Below are 18960 nucleotides of genomic sequence, written 5' to 3' on the forward strand. Positions count from 1 at the left end.
GCAATACATCATGGCAGAAAAACTAGATTTAACGCGATTTGAAAAAAGAATGGTGATTCGAAATATTAGAGAAGAAGATATCGACCGAATCATTGCATTGCAAGAGGTATGCTTTCCAGGCATGGACCCTTGGAAAAAAGAGCACCTTGAAAGCCACCTTGAACATTTCCCAGAAGGCCAGTTCTGTGCGGAATTCGAGGGAGAAATCATTGGCTCATGTTCAAGTTTATTAATTAACTTTGATGAATACGATGATCGTCACACATGGCAGGACATCACAGATGATGGATATATCACAAACCATAATCCAGATGGGATGAATATGTACGGAATTGAAGTAATGGTCAGTCCTGAGTACCGCCGGATGAAAATCGGTCATCGTTTATACGAAGCAAGAAAAGACTTAGCGAGAAGATTAAATTTAAAAAGCATCATCATTGGCGGACGTATCCCGAATTATCATAAATATCAAGAGGAAATGACGCCTCGCCAATATGTAGAGCAAGTCATGCTGCACCAAATTTATGATCCTGTGCTATCTTTTCAGCTGTTAAATGAATTTAGCCTGATGCGGATCAATCCGAATTACTTGCCGGATGATAAAGCTTCCAGTACGTACGCAACGCTAATGGAATGGAACAATGTCGATTATCGTCCGCAATCGAAAAGATATTTTAAATCGGCGTTCCCAGTACGAATTTGTGTCATTCAATATGCAATGAAGCAAATTCATTCCTTTGAGGAGTTTATGAATCAAGTGGAGTATTACGTGGATGTGGCATCAGATGCGTCAGCTGACTTTGCCGTTTTTCCGGAAATCTTTACAACGCAGCTTATGTCATATTTAGAAGAGAGATCACCAAGTCTAGCAGTGCAGCGGATCACAGAATATACCGAGGACTACATCAATTTGTTTACAGATCTCTCGGTCAAGTACAACATTAATATCATCGGTGGTTCTCATTTCGTTGAAGAGGAAGGGAAAATCTATAATATCGCCTATTTATTTAGACGTGATGGAACGATTGAAAAGCAATATAAGCTGCATATCACGCCGAATGAAAGAAAATGGTGGGGGATTTCAGCTGGTGACCAAGTCCGGGTATTTGATACGGATTGCGGTAAAATTGCGATCCAAATTTGCTACGATATTGAATTCCCTGAGCTTGCTCGAATTGCAGCTGACAAAGGAGCGAAAATTATTTTCACTCCATTCTGTACAGAAGACCGTCAAGGCTATTTACGAGTACGTTACTGTGCGCAGGCGAGAGCGGTTGAAAATCAGATATATACGGTCATTTCTGGAACGGTCGGAAACCTTCCGCAAACAGAAAACATGGATGTCCAATATGCACAATCAGCAATCTTTGCACCATCTGATTTTGAATTCGCAAGAGATGGCATTGTAGGGGAATGCAACCCGAATATTGAAATGGTGGTTGTCGGTGATGTCGACTTAGAAATATTAAGAAGGCAGCGTCAAGATGGGACGGTTCGTCAGCTGAAAGACCGAAGAAGAGACGTGTACCATATTGAATATAAGAAATAACCAAAACAAGCGCCCCGCAATTATGCGAGGCGCTTTTCTTTATGTTTACATTTTCTTTAATGCGAGTGTAGCAAAATGGGCAATGCTTTTGGCAGCTAAAAATGGAACGTCTGATTTGACAAGAGATTGATAAATCGTTTTTTCTACTTGTTTCCATGTAAGAGCAGGCTCTTCTAAAAGATTTTTTAAATCAGGTCCTACATGCTGGTTGAAAAACTGTTCAAATTGTTCGCGTTTTTCTTGTCCGGCAATCACTTCTAATTTTTGTAGCCACTTTTCTTGTTTTTGGAAAGATTGTTCGATGTTTTGTTTAATGGTGTCTGTTGTTGAAGGAAGCTGAAAATCACTTTCTGCTGTCACCTGCTTCGTTTGAATAGATGCAGCATCAGCTGTTTGTGTAATAGGTGAAGCGAATAAAAGGACAGAGGTGGAGAGCATCAAAGATTTTGCGATTGTTTTCATTAAGAAAACCTCCTAGTTCATTTAGTATTGTGCACGAGATTTATTATACATTTTTGTTAAAATAAGGTAATGGGGCTTACCGCTTATTTTTTCATGCGACAAAGGGATGCCAAATGAAAAGACGAATATACTGAATGGAAATGATGTTTTACAAAGGGAGAGGGATATGGGGCGAGAATCTAAACATCTGTATATCAATTTGCCGGTTAAGCATGTAAATGAGTCAAAGGATTTCTTTGAACAGCTGGGTTTTGACTTTCAACAAGAACTGACGAATTAACATGCTGCTTGTTTTGTGATGAATGAGACGATCACAGTCATGCTGTTATCACTTAAGCATTTCCAATCCATTTCAGAGAAGGAATTGGTAGATGCCAGAAATGGCGCAGAGGTCATTATCTCTTTACAGGTCGAGACGAGGGAAGAGGTTGATGAGCTTGTAGAGCGTGCGATCGCAGCTGGTGGTTCACCGTTTAAGGAAAAACAAGACCATGATTTCATGTATGGCTGGAGCTTTCAGGATCGTGATGGTCATTTATGGGAAGTGTTTTATATGGATGAGGAGAGAAGCGACCTTTCATAAGGGTGCTTCTTTTTTATTGATGATCAGTGGTATGATAAGAGGGTAAAAAATAAGGAATTCATCTAGAGAAAAGTAGGTGCTGCATGGAGTTTTTACTTGTCTTAATGCCAGTGTTCGGCATATTCCTTATAGGGTATATTGGGCAGAAGACAATTGGTTTTGATATACATACGCTCTCATCAATGTCTTTATATTTAATGTCACCTTTTCTTGCGTTTGAAACCTTTTATCAAAATAAAGTATCGATGGACTATGTGTACTTATCTATATTTGTCGTAGGGCTTTGTCTTTCACTTGTTTTATGTGTCTTCATTTTATCTCGAATTTACGGGTATTCGAATGAAACGTATTGTGCCATGATTTTGTCATCAGCATTTATGAATAATGGAAATTACGGCACGCCTGTTGTCCTTCTTGTTTTTGGAGCAGCTGGTTTAGATATTGCGATTGTGCTAATGGTCCTTCAGCAGCTCGTCATGAGTACGATCGGCATGTATTATGCAGCAAAAGGTGGAGAGGACGCGGGAGACTTGAAGGTCGTTCTAAAAAAAGTGCTGCGTATGCCGGTTGCTTACGGGGCTCTTCTTGGTTTATTATTTCAGCTCATTGACCTTTCATTACCTAAAGAGCTTATGACAGGTGTTCAGCTGGTCGGGGATGCAGCGATACCAACGATTATGCTGATTTTAGGTATGCAGCTCGCAGTGATTTCTTTTAAACAAGTGGATTATCGCAATATTTCCTATGCGGTGCTGCTCAAGCTGTTTATTTCACCTCTCATCGCCTTTGGTTTTACACTTATTTTACCTGTAGATGATTTGGTGAAACAAATTATGATTTTAGTTGCAGCGATGCCGACAGCGGCGAATACAACGCTGATGGCTGTGCAATTTCGAACGAAGCCTGAGTTTGTCTCAAGCACGACGTTTCTCAGTACGATTTTAAGTATTGTGACTTTACCTGTTTTATTATGGATTTTATCCATGCACCCTCTGGGATAGGGGACGGCAAACAAAGGGGGACTTATGAATGAATGTAGATGTTCATTTTCAAGTAAGTGATGTGTTAAAAACGAAGCATTTTACGCATGCGAAAGTGTTAGCTGGGGAAAAGGGATTGTTTCGGCAGGTAAAATGGGTACATGTACTTGAAGTGCCTGCTGTAGAGGATTTGTTAAACGGAGGCGAGCTGATCTTAACGACGGCCGCGGGCTTCCATGATCAATTGGAAGTCTTTCAGGCGTTTTTAAGGCAGTTGATTGACTCAGGTGCGGCTGGACTATGTATTGAATTTGTACCGCTCCGGTTTGATGTACCGGAAGAACTGATTATTTATGCAGAAGAACGTGATTTTCCGCTTATTCTGTTTACAAAAGAAGTGAAGTTCGTCAATATTACACAGCATCTCCATACGATGATGATTGAGCGTCAGTATCAGATGATGGCGGATTTAGAAACACTGTCTTCCAAGTTGAATGAGCTTTTATTGACTCCTCATCCGCAGATGGATATTTTGGATCAAGTGTATCAGCACGTGAGAGGGATACTACTGCTGATCCCTGTTCAAGGTGAGCCGATTATTTTATGTGATTCATCCAAACAAACAGAAGAGCTTGTGATGAATTATTTGCAGTATGCTTCATTACCAAAAGGATATGAAGTGACGCAAAAACAAGTCCTTGCACTCAAACAAACCTTTGCAGACCTCGTCCTCATTCATCAATCGAACACGCTCTCGGAATTTGAACTGCTTGTGATGGATAAAGGAGCGAATGCCCTTGCCCAGCAAACTTTAAGAGAGCTGTATACAGAAGAGCTGAAGAAGACAAAAGAGAATGAATGGCTGCAAAAATGGTTTCATGAAGAGCATACAGAAAGAGAAATCATAGAACACCTTGAGGAAACAGAAGGACTGAAAAAACCGACCGGCTGTGTGGTGATGCTCTTTCAAAAAAACCACCAAATAGAAGAAATCGCAGGGAATCTTTATTTTCTTGTCTCTTGCCGTTCTATTTTTCAGCGTGCTGGTTTCTATTTGATTGTGTACGAGCATCAAGGACAAACCTTATTTATTTTATTGAATACAAGAAAAGTTGAGGACTGGAAAGAGCGTGCAGAAAAAGCGGCAAACGACATCACGCAATTATATGATCGTGAGAAGCCCGGCGAGGCAGTCATCAATTATGGAATCGGTTCATATTGTGAGCAATTTCAGCACATGAGAAAAAGTTTTCAAGCAGCGAAAGAAGTGCTGCATTTAAAGAAAGTGATGCCGCAACGGATAAAAAGCCCATTTTATCAAGATTTACATATGCTTCGGTTGATGCCTGTCATGAAAGAAAGCGGGTTATTAGAATGCATGGTGAAAGAGTATTTAGAGCCGGTGATTTTATATGATAAACAAAATAGCGGCAGGCTCTATCAGACGCTGAATATCTTTTTACAGACAAACGGTTCTAAAAAAGAAACCGCAAGCCAGCTCTATATTGTGAGGCAGACGCTTTATCACAGATTGGATAAGCTTCATGCTTTACTTGGTGATGATATGATGCAAGCGCCAAAACGTCAAGCGCTTGAATTTGCGATCCTTGCTTATGAATTTTTACAGGGGAATCGCCATTAACGGTATATGTTAGATTTGCCAAGGGATCAAGTAGAGTGTCTCATGGTTCTTTTCAATCAGTTGACGATCTGTCTAATGTAATGTGTCTGGCCCCTTTTTTATAATGAGAGTAACGACACGGGCGGTCTTGTTTCAGTTTCATATGCCTCACTTTTATCCATATAATGAATGGAGAGGTCATATGCAGGACCGGTTTAAGTTTCTTTGATGATGAAAACGGATACATGGGGGCGTGGGAAGATGAAAACACATAATGCACAAGATCTTCAGGCGAAAGATGATCAGTTCATTTGGCATCATATGAAAGGGACAAACAAAGAAAATGAAAGTATGGTGATTCATGAGGCAGAAGGCGCATGGGTGACAGATATTCATGGAAATCGCTATTTAGACGGGATGTCAGGACTATGGTGTGTAAATGCCGGATATGGACGTAAAGAGCTTGCAGAAGCGGCGTATAAGCAATTAAATACGATGCCTTACTACCCACTGACACAAAGCCATGTGCCAGCGATTCAGCTGGCTGAGAAGCTCAATGAATGGCTAGACGGGGACTATGTGATCTTCTTTTCTAACAGTGGTTCTGAAGCGAATGAAGCGGCATTTAAGATTGCCAAACAATATCATGCGCAAAAGGGAGAGAGTACACGCACAAAATTTATTTCCCGATATCGATCGTATCATGGCAACACAGCAGCAGCTCTAGCCGCAACGGGTCAAGCGCAGCGTAAGTACAAATATGAACCGTTAGGGCAGGGGTTTATCCATGTCGCACCGCCTGATATGTACCGGCATCCTGAAGATCAAGAGAGCTTGGCAAGTGCTGATGCAATCGATCAAGCGATGACGTGGGAATTAAGTGAGACCATTGCTGGCGTCATCATGGAGCCGATGATTACAGGAGGCGGTATCTTAATGCCGCCAAAAGGATATTTGAAGAAGGTGAAAGAAATCTGTGAAGATCATGGAGCGCTCCTTATTGTGGATGAAGTGATATGCGGCTTTGGCCGGACAGGAAAGCGGTTTGGATTTATGCATGAGGAAGTGAAACCAGATATCATCACCATGGCAAAAGGGATCACAAGTGGATATTTACCGCTATCTGCAACGTGCGTGAAACGAGACATTTATGAAGCGTATGCAGGAGAAGATACGTATGACAGGCTACGGCATGTGAATACATTTGGCGGTCACCCTGCTTCCTGTGCGGTGGCACTTGCTAACCTAGACATCATGGAAAACGAGCAATTAGTGGAGCGGTCAGGCACGCTTGGCCAAGACATGCTCGAACGTTTGCAAGAGTTAAAAGAGCATCCATTTGTCGGTGATGTGAGAGGAAAAGGCCTGCTGTTTGGGATTGAGCTTGTGCAGGATCAGGCGTCAAAAAAGCCAGCTGATCCAAGTGTAGTCGGTCAATTGATTACAGAATGTAAAAAGCGAGGATTGATCATCGGGAAAAATGGCGATACAGTGGCTGGTTATAATAACGTGGCACAGCTCGCACCACCGCTAAATATCACTGATGAAGACGCCTCATTCATTATTCATACTTTAAAAGAAAGCATGGCACAATTATAGCAGAGATTTCTCTGCTTCAGATTGTTGACAAAGGGCTAAAATATTATTTATTTTAGCCCTTTGTCTTCTTTTCAGCGTGATAGAAAACCTTTGCAGTCTAGGAAGAACGAGTACTGGCGCGGAGCGAATTTGACATTCGTGAGCACCAGCACGCAGGACTGACAAAGAATGCGAGGGTTTGCCTACACGCTGTAGCAGAGAGGTTTCTCTGCTTTTTTCTATGCCCTGAAAGGATCAGGTTTTGATCGATCTGCTAGGCTGAATGGTCAATGGGCACACTAGGTGTATTGAAAAAAACATGCGATTCTATTACTGTAAGGAGAAGATAGAACCAATACACACGAGAAGGAGACGGCATATGAGTTTTCATGATCAACCCATTCTACCTGCTGTTCGCAATATGAAGCAATTTGAGGAATTTTTAAAAAGTCCATTTACATATGGGGTCTTACTAGATGTTCACTTAGGGCGGCTTAAGGGCATCATGAATGAGGCGAATGCGCATCATAAAAAAATGTTTGTCCATGTCGATCTCATTCACGGAATCAAACATGATGAGTACGGAACGGAATTTATTTGTCAGGAAATGAAACCAGCTGGCATTATTTCTACTAGGTCTTCTGTCATAGTAAAAGCCAAGCAGAAAAAGGTATATGCCATCCAGCGAATGTTTTTACTTGATACAAGTGCGATGGAAAAAAGCATGGAGTTTGTCGGGAAACATCGTCCAGATTTTATTGAAGTATTGCCGGGTGTCGTGCCAGATTTAATTACAGAAGTGCGCGAAAGAGCTGGAATACCAATATTTGCAGGAGGATTTATTCGAACAAAAGAAGATGTAGAAAGGGCGCTTGCAGCAGGGGCGACAGCTGTCACCACATCGAATACAGAGCTTTGGAAAGCGTTCCAAAAGTGAAAAAGATAAAATGTGAAAATTGATTGACAACGTTTTCATCCTCTGTTACTATAGCACTAAGTTAATATCATGTGATGGAGAAACGGAGATCCACAACGGCACTTTACTAGGTGACAAATGACCCTGATGTAAAGTATGTTTGTTGTGGATCTTTTTTCTTTATCTTTTCTACACATTTATAGGGGATGGCAACTGAACCAGAGGAGGAATTTTTCATGACACCATTTTGGGGTGAAGTCGTTGGTACAATGCTTCTTATTATTTTCGGAGGCGGTGTGTGTGCGGCAGTCAGTTTAAAGAAATCGCTCGCTTATCAGTCCGGCTGGATTGTAATCGCTTTTGGATGGGGATTTGCAGTAGCGATTGCAGCTTATGCCACTGGAGGAATCAGCGGTGCACATTTAAACCCGGCGCTGACAATAGGTCTTGCATTAGAAGGAAGTTTTCCTTGGGCTGATGTTCCAATGTATATTGTCGGTCAAATGCTTGGCGCATTACTCGGAGCTATTATTGTCTTCTTACATTACTTACCACACTGGAAAGCGACAGACGATCCAGGTGCAAAACTAGGCGTATTCTCAACTGGTCCTGCGATTCCGCATACTTTTGCAAACGTGCTCAGTGAAGTCATTGGTACATTTGTATTGGTGGTAGGAATTTTAGCGATTGGTGCAAATAAATTTGCAGACGGAGTCAATCCGCTGATTGTTGGTTTCTTAATTGTCGCAATTGGTCTTTCATTAGGTGGTACAACTGGTTACGCAATTAACCCTGCACGTGATTTAGGTCCAAGAATCGCACATGCCATTCTGCCGATTCCAGGTAAAGGTCCATCAAATTGGAAATATGCTTGGGTTCCTGTTGTTGGTCCAATTTTGGGCGGTGCATTTGGCGGTGTTTTCTATAATGCAGCCTTTAAAGCGAACGTCACACCAGCCTTTTGGATTGTAAGCGTTATTTTAGTTGTGGTATTGTTAGGACTCTATGTTTCTACGAAAAACCAGACAAATGCTGTCAATGAAAGTATGTAAGGGGAGGAAAACATCATGGCAAAAGAAAAATATATTCTCGCATTAGATCAAGGGACAACAAGCTCAAGAGCGATCTTATTTGATCAAGAAGGTAAAATTGCCCATACAGCTCAGAAGGAATTCAATCAATATTTTCCGAACCCAGGCTGGGTAGAACACAATGCAAATGAAATTTGGAGCTCTGTTCTATCAGTTATTTCAACTGCTTTAATCGAATCAGGAATTGAAGCAGATCAAATCGCCGGTATCGGAATTACGAACCAGCGTGAGACAGCTGTCGTTTGGGATAAACATACAGGCGCACCCGTTTACAATGCAATTGTTTGGCAGTCACGACAAACATCTGGTATATGTGATGAGCTAAAAGCGCAAGGGCACGATGAAACGTTTAGAAATAAAACGGGTCTACTCATTGATGCTTATTTCTCAGGTACTAAAGTGAAATGGATTTTAGACAATGTCGAAGGTGCTCGTGAGAAAGCAGAAAATGGTGACTTGCTGTTTGGCACAATTGATACATGGCTCATTTGGAAAATGACTGGCGGTCAATCACACGTGACAGATTATTCGAATGCATCAAGAACGTTAATGTTCAATATTTACGACCTGAAATGGGATGAAGAACTACTTGATATTTTAGGTGTTCCAGCTTCCATGCTGCCAGACGTCAAACCATCATCACACATTTATGGTGAAACAACAGACTATCACTTCTTTGGTAAAAATATTCCGATTGCAGGTGCGGCAGGAGATCAGCAGTCTGCGTTATTCGGTCAGGCTTGCTTTGAAGAAGGAATGGCGAAGAACACATATGGTACAGGATGTTTCATGTTGATGAATACAGGGGAAAAAGCAATTAAGTCGGATCATGGATTGTTAACGACGATTGCATGGGGCATTGACGGGAAAGTTGAATATGCTTTAGAAGGAAGTATTTTCGTTGCTGGCTCAGCGATTCAGTGGCTGCGTGATGGACTTAGAATGTTTAAAGACTCAAAAGACAGTGAAGCTTATGCTGAGCGTGTTGAGTCAACAGACGGCGTATATGTCGTACCAGCATTCGTTGGTTTAGGCACACCATATTGGGATAGTGATGTCCGAGGCGCTGTATTCGGTTTAACACGCGGTACTTCTAAAGAGCACTTTGTTCGTGCAACGTTAGAATCACTTGCTTATCAAACGAAAGATGTTTTAGATGCGATGGAAAAAGATTCAAACATCTCACTTAAAACATTGCGTGTCGATGGCGGGGCTGTAAAGAATGATTTCTTAATGGGCTTCCAAAGTGATTTGCTCGATGTACCAGTAGAACGTCCAGAAATTAATGAAACGACGGCACTCGGTGCGGCCTATCTTGCGGGAATAGCAGTTGGCTTCTGGAACGACCGTTCAGACATTGCAAAACAATGGAACCTTGACAAGCGCTTTGAACCTAAAATGGAAGAAGACAGCCGTGACTCGTTATACAGCGGGTGGAAAAAGGCTGTAAAAGCAGCTCAAGCTTTCAAATAAACAAAAAGTATGGTATACTTCAAGTAAGTTAATAGAACGGTTGGAGAACTGGAGAGACCGCAAGCACCGAAGTGTAGAAATACGCTTTGGGTGTTTGCGGTCTCTTTTTCTTTACCGTACAACATGGGAGGAACAAGAGATGACTTTTTCTAGCTTAGAAAGAGAACAAATGCTTCAGGACATGACAAAAAAACCATATGATGTGTTTATCATTGGTGGGGGTATTACTGGCGCTGGTACAGCACTTGATGCGGCTTCACGCGGAATGCGTGTCGGTCTTGCGGAAATGCAGGACTTCGCAGCAGGTACGTCTAGCCGCTCAACGAAACTTGTACACGGCGGACTTCGTTATTTAAAACAATTTGAAGTGAAAATGGTCGCAGAGGTCGGTAAAGAGCGTGCCATCGTATACGAAAACGGTCCTCATGTGACAACGCCAGAATGGATGCTTCTTCCAATGCATAAAGGCGGGACATTCGGTAAGTTTTCAACTTCAATCGGACTTAGAGTATATGACTTTTTAGCTGGCGTTAAGCATAGTGAACGCAGAAGTATGCTAAGTGCAAAAGAGACACTTGCAAAAGAACCGCTAGTGAAAAAGGATGGCTTAAAAGGCGGGGGCTACTATGTTGAATACCGTACAGATGATGCACGCCTGACAATTGAAGTCATGAAAGAGGCTGTGAAATTCGGGGCAGAAGCGGTCAACTATGCGAAAGTAAAAGAATTTATTTATGATAAAGGCAAAGTTGTCGGTGTTGTCATTGAAGATGTGATGACGCAAAAAACATACGACGTATATGCGAAGAAGATTGTCAATGCGACTGGTCCATGGGTCGATCAGCTAAGAGACAAGGACCACTCAAAAGAGGGGAAACATTTACAACATACAAAAGGAATTCACTTAGTATTTGACCAATCTGTTTTCCCATTAAAACAAGCAATCTACTTTGACACACCTGATAAACGAATGGTCTTTGCGATTCCAAGAGAAGGAAAAACGTACGTGGGAACAACAGATACCGTATACAAAAAACAGCTGGAACATCCGCGTATGACAAAAGCAGATCGTGATTACGTGATCAAAGCCATTCAATATATGTTCCCAGATCTTCATATTACAGAAAAAGACGTTGAATCTAACTGGGCTGGTCTTCGTCCACTCATTCATGAAGAAGGCAAAGATCCTTCAGAAATTTCTCGTAAGGATGAGGTATGGACATCATCTTCAGGCTTAATCACGATTGCTGGCGGTAAATTAACAGGTTACCGTAAAATGGCTGAACACATTGTGAATCTTGTACGTGATGGACTTAAAGAGGAAACTGGAAAAGATTTCGGACCATGTAAAACGAAACATATGCCAATTTCAGGCGGGCATGTAGGCGGTTCAAAAAATATGGCATCCTTTGTTCAAGCGAAAACGGCAGAAGGAGCATCCGTTGGTTTGACAGAACCGATTGCACAAAAATTAGCTGAGAAATATGGCTCAAACGTCAGCAATGTCTTCAAGCGTGTGGAGCAGCTTCAAGAGGAAGCAGACAAACGAAACATTCCCGCATATGTGTTGGCTGAACTTGTCTATGCGATCGAAGAAGAATTGGCTGTTACACCTGTCGATTTCTTCTTGAGAAGAACAGGCAGCCTATTATTTAATATCAATTGGGCAAAAACGTATGCACAGCCTGTTGTTGACTATATGGCAGATCGTTTTGGCTGGGATGAAGCGACAAAACAGAAACATCAAACTGAATTAGACCGACTATTCCATGAAGCAGTCGTACCGCTTGATGCTGAATAAGTAAAAAGCCGATCGTGTATCGGCTTTTTTTATTTTGTTCATCGTTTTTTCATATGTTCATGATATAACATGACATGAAGGATAATTCCATATAAAATAACAGTAGATGTTATTTTATTGATGATAAGAGCTGGGAGGACGACCATGAGTTGGAATACGAATTATGAGCGTTGGATCAATGAGAAGCACCTGGATACTGAACTAAGGGAATGGCTGGAGGCACATCAAGATGATCATCAAGCGCTTGAAGACTGCTTCTACAAAAACCTTGAGTTTGGTACTGGAGGAATGCGCGGAGAAATTGGTGCTGGAACGAACCGAATGAATGTTTATACTGTTCGAAAAGCATCTGCTGGTCTTGCTGCGTATATTGCAGCACATGGAGAGGATGCAAAAAAAAGAGGCGTCGCCATTGCCTATGATTCACGCCATAAATCTCCTGAATTTGCGATGGAAGCGGCCAAAACACTTGCTTCGCGTGGCATTCAAACATACGTATTTGACGAACTGCGTCCGACACCAGAACTCTCTTTTGCAGTTCGAGAACTGAATGCTTTTGCAGGGATTGTTGTGACAGCAAGTCACAATCCGCCAGAATATAATGGCTATAAAGTTTATGGAGAAGATGGAGGCCAAATGCCCCCATTTGAAGCAGATCAAGTCATTAAAGAAGTAGATGCCATCGAAAATGAATTAGCCATTTCAGTGGAATCAGAAGAAGTATTGAAGCAAAATGGTTTGATCCGCATGATTGGTGAAGAAATCGATCAAGCGTATATGGAAAAATTAAAAACGATTCGTGTGCACCCTGAGCTTGCAAAAGAAGTCGATGTTAAAGTGGTGTTTACCCCGCTTCATGGGACGGCGAATAAACCTGTCCGAAACGGACTTCAGGCCTTTGGTTATAAGCATGTGACGGTTGTGCCTGAACAGGAAAAACCAGATCCGCAATTCTCGACGGTCACGTCTCCAAATCCAGAGGAGCATGCCGCTTTTGAATACGCCATCAAGCTTGGTGAAAAGCAAAATGCTGATATTTTGATTGCGACAGATCCAGATGCAGATCGATTAGGTATCGCTGTGAAAAATCATGATGGTGAATTTACCGTTTTGACCGGCAACCAAACAGGCGCTTTACTACTTCATTATTTATTATCTGAAAAACAAAAACTAGGTCAGCTGCCGCCTCGCCCCGTTGTGATGAAAACGATTGTGACAAGTGAGCTTGGGCGTGCTGTTGCCTCAGCATTTGGAGCTGACACGATTGATACGCTCACTGGCTTTAAATTTATCGGGGAAAAAATCAAGCAGTTCGAGGAAAGCGGAGAATACACGTTTCAATTTGGCTATGAAGAAAGCTACGGCTATTTGATCGGTGATTTTGCACGAGATAAAGATGCAGTTCAAGCTGCGTTATTAGCAGTTGAAGTCGCAGCCTTTTATAAGAAACAAGGGAAGTCATTATATGATGCGCTTGTTGATATTTTTAAGGAATTTGGATTTTACAGAGAAGGGTTAAAGTCATTAACCTTAAAGGGGAAAGTAGGAGCAGAGCAGATTTCTGCTATTCTTCATACCTTTAGATCAAACCCGCCAGCTTCTATCGCCGGTCAGCGCATTACGGTCATTGAGGATTATCAATCAAGTCAAAGGCACCTTGTGGCTGAAAAGAAAGAAGAAACGATTCATCTGCCGGCATCAAACGTCCTGAAATATTTCCTTGAAGATGGCTCATGGTTTTGTTTACGACCTTCTGGTACGGAGCCTAAAGTCAAATTTTATATTGCAGTCAAAGGTACATCGTTAACAGACAGCGAAGAAAAGCTGAAACACTTATCAGAAGAAGTCATGAAAGTCGTCTATGACATTGTGGAAGAAACGGCTAAATAAAATATCACAAAGCCATCATGTCATGCATGATGGCTTTTTCTCAGTCAAAAGGATGAGAAAAAATCATCCTTTTTGAGAAAGAGCCGCACAGATGCTCATGGTATAATCAACATATTGATAAGAGAGGCAGTAAAAGCCGGGGGTACACACGATGGGAGATTACCAAGAAAAAGTCAAAACATTAAAAACGTTAAAAGAAATTGCTGAAAAGCTAAATGAAGGGATGGAAATGAAGGAAACGCTTCATGAAGTGCTTCATATGCTTATGGAAGTGACAGGCTTTCAAACAGCATGGATTTATTTTATAGAAGAAGACGGATCGTATGAACTAATGGCAGAAGTGTGCTTACCTGAAGCGTTGGCAAAGGATCGAAAGCAATTGATGTGTCAAAACGATTGCTATTGCATCAACCGCTACACGAAAGGCTCACTGCAATCAGCTACCAATATCATCAATTGTAAACGGATTGAAACGGCGATTGAGCAAAAGCTTGGAGATACAGAAGGAATTACCCATCATGCAACCGTTCCGCTCCAAGCATGTAAGCGTACGTTTGGCTTATTAAATGTGGCGGCAAAAGGGAAGGTCACATTTACACAGGAGGAGCTGAATCTGCTTGAAAGTATTGCACTGCAAATTGGTACGGCTATTCAGCGCATGAAGCTTGTGCAAAATGAGCAGCAGCATGCACTTTTAGAAGAACGAAACCGGCTTGCGCAGGATTTACACGATTCTGTGAATCAAATGCTGTTTTCCGTGAGTTTGACTGCAAAGGCAGCGCGTCAAATGACAAGTGATCAAAAATTAGGTGAAATGATTGATTTTATTCAGCATTTATCACAAGATGCCCTCATTGAAATGCGATCACTCATCTGGCAGTTAAGACCAAAAGGGCTTGAAAAAGGATTTACAACAGCGATTGAAGAGTATGCACAGCTTTTAGGTCTAAATTGTTCATTGTCTTTATCAGGCTGTATGGAAATAGATCATTCAAAGCACGAAACCTTATTTCGCGTATGCCAAGAAGCTCTAAATAATTGCCAAAAGCATGCGGGCGTTGAGAAAGTAGAGGTCAAACTGGAGCAATCAGGAGATACGTTTGGTATGAAAATCATCGATCAGGGAAAGGGATTTCAGTATGATGAACAAATGAGTCTTCCTTCATTTGGGCTGAAAGGGATGGCTGACCGTATCCGAAGAGCAGGAGGTACATTTTGCATCAATTCTGAGCTAGGGAAGGGAACGACGATTGATGTGAAAGTACCATTTTCTCAAGAAAGGAAGGGATTGTCATGAGGGTAGTCATTGCAGATGATCATCACATTGTCCGAAAAGGACTGGTCTTTTTCTTGCAAACCCAGCCAGATGTGGACATCGTTGGTGAAGCATCCAATGGAGAAGAGGCACTACAGGTAGTGAGGCAGACAAAGCCTGACATTGTCTTGATGGATCTTTCTATGCCTGTAATGAATGGGATTGAGGCGACAAAGCAAATGACGCTGGATATGCCGGATGTCCGCATTGTCATTTTGACAAGCTATGCAGATAAGGACTATGTGATCCCTGCTATCCAAGCGGGAGCAAAGGCTTATCAGCTTAAAGATGTAGCACCTGAAAAGCTTCTCACGACAATGATTGAGGTGCAAAATGGTACGTACCAGCTAGATGGTCATATTACAGCGTTTCTTGTCCAGCATCTAACTGAACCTAAAGAGCAAAAATGGGCTCTGATGAACGAGTTGACCAATAGGGAACGTGATGTTTTATTTGAGATTGCGAAAGGGAAAAGTAACAAAGAAATTGCCTCATCGCTGTTTATTTCTGAAAAGACTGTGAAAACTCACGTGTCTCATGTGTTATCAAAGTTAGAGCTGGCAGATCGAACTCAGGCCGCTCTATATGCGGTAGATTATCAAAAAAATCAGCCGAAAGAGCTGTTGTAAACAGTCATGGTGGATATTCCAAAAGACTTCATGAGTATTTCTCATGAAGTCTTTTCTTCTTTATGAAAGGTGGTGAGTAAAAGGCTGAAAACAAAGAGCTGAAATAAAGTTCATTCTAGCCCTATGTCAACAATCTGAAAGAAAATTAACCTTTTCCTTTATGTGTACATTGGTTCAGCATATGCTTCAGCAACGGCAGCCTCTGAAGCATGGTCGATATACTGCAGGAGTCCATATAAACATTTTTCAACATCTGCATCGTTCCGGTTAAATTGATACGCGTGTAAGAAATGCTCAATACGTTTCGAGAGCAAATCATCTTGCGTACGGACCATAAGAATAAGTAAATTATCCCATTGCGAGCGATGCGTATAATAAAGTGCTTTATCATAATCCGCCACATTCATTAAACCTTCTCCTTTCCCTTGAGAAGTCCTCATTAGTTTGCTCGGATCAGGTCGACTTTTTCAGGGGAAAAGTTGGTGTCTGCATAAACTGGGTACCGGGAATTATAGGCTGAATAAATGCTTGATGTATGAAAAAGAACCAACCAGCAAAACCTAAACAAAATAGATATGAAAGTGAGAATATTGATATCATGCACCCGAAATTATGGATGCTTTTTGCAGCAGGAATTGTTTTATTCGGCAGTCTCATGGTTCATCCATCTTCACAAGCAGCCGAGCAGCCGGCAGAGAATTGGGAAAGACTTGCGTATACTGCCTTGCAAGATGAATATGAAGGCGCCGCTTTAAACGATTATCATTACATTGGACGTACACAAGTGAATGAAGATCAAACAAAAGATGTGTTTCGCGTGACCGTGAAGGAAGGCTCCACACGATTTGCAGCACATGCAGAAATTTATTTTCATCCGGTGACGGGTCATTTGATTAGTATTAACGTATTTCGGCTATAAAAAAGCACCTCTTTTAAAAAGAGGTGCTCCAGCTGAAAAGAAGATTTATTTCATGCTTCCTTGAAGATATGAGCGAATATCCACACCGAGTGAATCCGCTAAACGCTGTCCATAATCTTCATCTGCACGATAGAAGTTGCAGATCGCAAGTAATTTCGTTTTTTCATTTACGTCTTTCAAGTCAGCTGTCAAGTTTTTGATCAATGCTTGTTTCTCTTCTTCAGAGTAGCTTCGATATTTTTCTCCAGCTTGTTTGAAATCGTTTGGTTTTTCGATTTTTTGTCTCACCATACGGTCACCGTGAAGAACCGGTTCACTTTCTTTGTAGTGAGGGTTTTCTTTTGGCTGATCGTCATAACGGTTTGGTTCATAGTTAATATGACCGCTTGGACGAGTTGTTGTCATAAAGCCATCCTGTTGGTTATTGTGAACAGGCGCATAAGGACAGTTCACTGGGATGCGCATGTAGTTTGCACCTAGGCGGTGACGCTGCGTGTCAGGATAAGAGAACAGACGACCTTGAAGCAGTTTGTCTTCAGATGCTTCAATTCCTGGTACTAGGGCACTTGGCGTGAAAGCAGATTGCTCTGTTTCAGCAAAGAAATTTTCTGGATTGCGGTTCAGTGTCATGCGGCCCACTTTTTGCAGCGGATAATCTTCCTCGCTCCACGTTTTCGTCGGATCACATGGATCATAATCTAGTTCATCATAATCACTGAGCGGCATAAGCTGAACGTAAAGATCCCATGCTGGATAATTTCCTTTTTCAATACGATCATACAAGTCTCTTGTCGCATGTTGGAAGTCGTTTGCTTGAATTTCTGCAGCTTCTTCCATCGATAAATTGCGAATGCCTTCTGATGGTCTCCAGTGGTATTTCACATATTTTGTTTCTCCGTATTTGTTTACCCATCTAAACGTATGAACACCAGAACCGCGCATTTCAGCGTAGTTCGCAGGAATACCTTCGTCAGAGAAGAGCCATGTGAGCATGTGAGTGGATTCAGGTGTTAACGTCATAAAATCCCAATAACGGTCAGGATCTTGAATGTTTGTTACAGGATCTGGCTTGAGAGAGTGAACCATATCAGGGAATTTGAGTGCATCACGAATAAAGAAGATCGGCAAGTTGTTCCCAACTAGATCATAGTTGCCTTCTTCTGTATAAAATTTGACAGCGAAGCCGCGAGGGTCACGTAATGTTTCAGGCGAACCTTTAGGATGAATAACCGTTGAGAAACGGACAAAAACGTCTGTTTGTTTGCCTTTTTCACTTAAGAAGGCTGCTCTTGTATGTTTCTCCATGCTATTTTCTACTTCAAATACACCATAAGCGCCGGCGCCTCTTGCATGAACGACACGCTCTGGAATACGTTCACGGTCAAAGTGTGCAAGTTTTTCAATCAAATGGTAATCATCAAGAAATGAAGGCCCCCTGTGACCAGCAGTTCTTGAGTTTTGATTATCGCCAACTGGCACGCCTTGATTCGTTGTCAAATTTTTATGATTAGAATTTGTCATTCTTTTTCTCCTCCTGTAAACAAAAAATGGTTTCTAGCAATCTATATACCCTAATTATATTGAATCAAACATGATAGTCAATATTTATTTATAATAATTTTAAATAAATTATTATTACAAGGAGGTAAAGAAAAAGACGAAAGAAATAAATTCTTTCGCCTTAGAGCAGAAGCTCTCTTAGAGCATCTTTGTTTTGTGTTAAATCATTTAATGTGTATTGGTCAAGAACGCGTAAATAAGCAGTGAGTGCTTCATGAAGTACGTGCTTTAATGAACAAATCGGGGAGATAATACAGCTGTTTTTCTTCGGATCAAAGCATTCAACCATGACTAAATCATCCTCTGTATAGCGGACAACCTCACCAATATTAATGCTTTCTGGGCTTTTCCCCAGCCTAATCCCACCATTTCTTCCGCGGATCGTTTCTACATAACCACGTTTTCCTAGATGGTAAATTACCTTTGTCAGGTGATTTTTCGAAATGCCATAAATATCGGCAATCTGCTGAATATTTGACAGTTCATTGTTTTCTCTCGAAGCTAAATAAATGAGTACCCTTAATGAGAAATCTGTATAATTCGTAAGTTTCATTTGGACGACCTCTAAACCTAATAGAGTTTTGTATCATCGT

Annotated in this window: 16 protein-coding genes and 1 pseudogene; 13 read left to right on the forward strand and 4 right to left on the reverse strand. The window is 41.5% G+C overall.

Annotated features, from left to right (window positions below; translation table 11 throughout):
- Positions 1-10: 10 nt before the first annotated feature.
- Positions 11-1549 (forward strand): bifunctional GNAT family N-acetyltransferase/carbon-nitrogen hydrolase family protein, encoded by a 1539-nt coding sequence (locus MHI58_RS04675; RefSeq protein ID WP_045034831.1) that lies wholly within the window; start codon positions 11-13, stop codon positions 1547-1549.
- 45 nt (positions 1550-1594) lie between these two features.
- Here the strand turns inward: MHI58_RS04675 and MHI58_RS04680 are convergent, their stop codons facing one another.
- The gene (locus MHI58_RS04680; protein WP_024719949.1) at positions 1595-2011 is read right to left on the reverse strand and encodes a hypothetical protein; all 417 of its coding nucleotides are present in this window, start codon (positions 2009-2011) and stop codon (positions 1595-1597) included.
- Between the two features lie 166 nt (positions 2012-2177).
- Here MHI58_RS04680 and MHI58_RS04685 point away from each other — a divergent pair.
- The 11 genes and pseudogenes from MHI58_RS04685 (at position 2178) to MHI58_RS04735 (ending at position 15888) form a co-directional block, all read left to right on the forward strand.
- Positions 2178-2594, forward strand: a pseudogene (locus MHI58_RS04685) (VOC family protein).
- An 83-nt stretch (positions 2595-2677) separates the two neighbouring features.
- Positions 2678-3595 carry an AEC family transporter gene (locus MHI58_RS04690; protein WP_007497064.1) on the forward strand — a complete coding sequence of 306 codons (918 nt, stop codon included), beginning with the start codon at positions 2678-2680 and terminating at the stop codon, positions 3593-3595.
- 28 nt (positions 3596-3623) lie between these two features.
- Positions 3624-5216: a PucR family transcriptional regulator gene (locus tag MHI58_RS04695; protein WP_045034832.1), complete on the forward strand. Its 1593-nt coding sequence runs from the start codon at positions 3624-3626 to the stop codon at positions 5214-5216.
- A 240-nt stretch (positions 5217-5456) separates the two neighbouring features.
- The gene (locus tag MHI58_RS04700; protein WP_045034833.1) at positions 5457-6794 is read left to right on the forward strand and encodes an aspartate aminotransferase family protein; all 1338 of its coding nucleotides are present in this window, start codon (positions 5457-5459) and stop codon (positions 6792-6794) included.
- 358 nt (positions 6795-7152) lie between these two features.
- Positions 7153-7710, forward strand: coding sequence for a glycerol-3-phosphate responsive antiterminator (locus MHI58_RS04705; RefSeq protein WP_017360356.1), 558 nt, complete (start codon positions 7153-7155; stop codon positions 7708-7710).
- 215 nt (positions 7711-7925) lie between these two features.
- Positions 7926-8741, forward strand: a complete 816-nt coding sequence (locus tag MHI58_RS04710) for an MIP/aquaporin family protein (RefSeq protein ID WP_008349011.1) — start codon at positions 7926-7928, stop codon at positions 8739-8741.
- Between the two features lie 15 nt (positions 8742-8756).
- Positions 8757-10253 (forward strand): glycerol kinase GlpK, encoded by a 1497-nt coding sequence (gene glpK / locus MHI58_RS04715; RefSeq protein WP_007497075.1) that lies wholly within the window; start codon positions 8757-8759, stop codon positions 10251-10253.
- A 139-nt stretch (positions 10254-10392) separates the two neighbouring features.
- On the forward strand, positions 10393-12054 hold the full coding sequence (glpD, locus tag MHI58_RS04720; RefSeq protein WP_327878707.1) for a glycerol-3-phosphate dehydrogenase: 1662 nt from the start codon (positions 10393-10395) through the stop codon (positions 12052-12054).
- A 144-nt stretch (positions 12055-12198) separates the two neighbouring features.
- Positions 12199-13944, forward strand: a complete 1746-nt coding sequence (locus tag MHI58_RS04725) for a phospho-sugar mutase (RefSeq protein WP_045034836.1) — start codon at positions 12199-12201, stop codon at positions 13942-13944.
- A gap of 151 nt (positions 13945-14095) precedes the next feature.
- Complete coding sequence (locus MHI58_RS04730) at positions 14096-15241, forward strand: GAF domain-containing sensor histidine kinase (RefSeq protein ID WP_041507534.1); 1146 nt, start codon at positions 14096-14098, stop codon at positions 15239-15241.
- Positions 15238-15888 carry a response regulator transcription factor gene (locus tag MHI58_RS04735; RefSeq protein WP_007497084.1) on the forward strand — a complete coding sequence of 217 codons (651 nt, stop codon included), beginning with the start codon at positions 15238-15240 and terminating at the stop codon, positions 15886-15888. The genes MHI58_RS04730 and MHI58_RS04735 overlap by 4 nt, the downstream gene beginning before the upstream one ends.
- A 158-nt stretch (positions 15889-16046) precedes the next feature.
- On the opposite strand, the gene MHI58_RS04740 is transcribed toward MHI58_RS04735, so the two are convergent.
- Positions 16047-16295: a YhdB family protein gene (locus MHI58_RS04740; RefSeq protein WP_008349000.1), complete on the reverse strand. Its 249-nt coding sequence runs from the start codon at positions 16293-16295 to the stop codon at positions 16047-16049.
- 128 nt (positions 16296-16423) lie between these two features.
- Here MHI58_RS04740 and MHI58_RS04745 point away from each other — a divergent pair, with 128 nt between their 5' ends.
- Positions 16424-16807, forward strand: a complete 384-nt coding sequence (locus tag MHI58_RS04745; protein WP_045034837.1) for a YqzG/YhdC family protein — start codon at positions 16424-16426, stop codon at positions 16805-16807.
- Between the two features lie 45 nt (positions 16808-16852).
- Here MHI58_RS04745 and MHI58_RS04750 read toward each other — a convergent pair whose 3' ends face one another.
- Complete coding sequence (locus tag MHI58_RS04750) at positions 16853-18328, reverse strand: catalase (protein WP_045034838.1); 1476 nt, start codon at positions 18326-18328, stop codon at positions 16853-16855.
- A gap of 160 nt (positions 18329-18488) precedes the next feature.
- A complete protein-coding gene (locus MHI58_RS04755; RefSeq protein ID WP_041507532.1) occupies positions 18489-18920 on the reverse strand; it encodes an Rrf2 family transcriptional regulator in 432 nt (143 codons plus the stop codon).
- Positions 18921-18960: the final 40 nt, after the last annotated feature.

Source organism: Bacillus sp. FSL K6-2869, assembly GCF_040869405.1.
Classification (GTDB): Bacteria; Bacillota; Bacilli; order Bacillales; family Bacillaceae; genus Bacillus; species Bacillus altitudinis.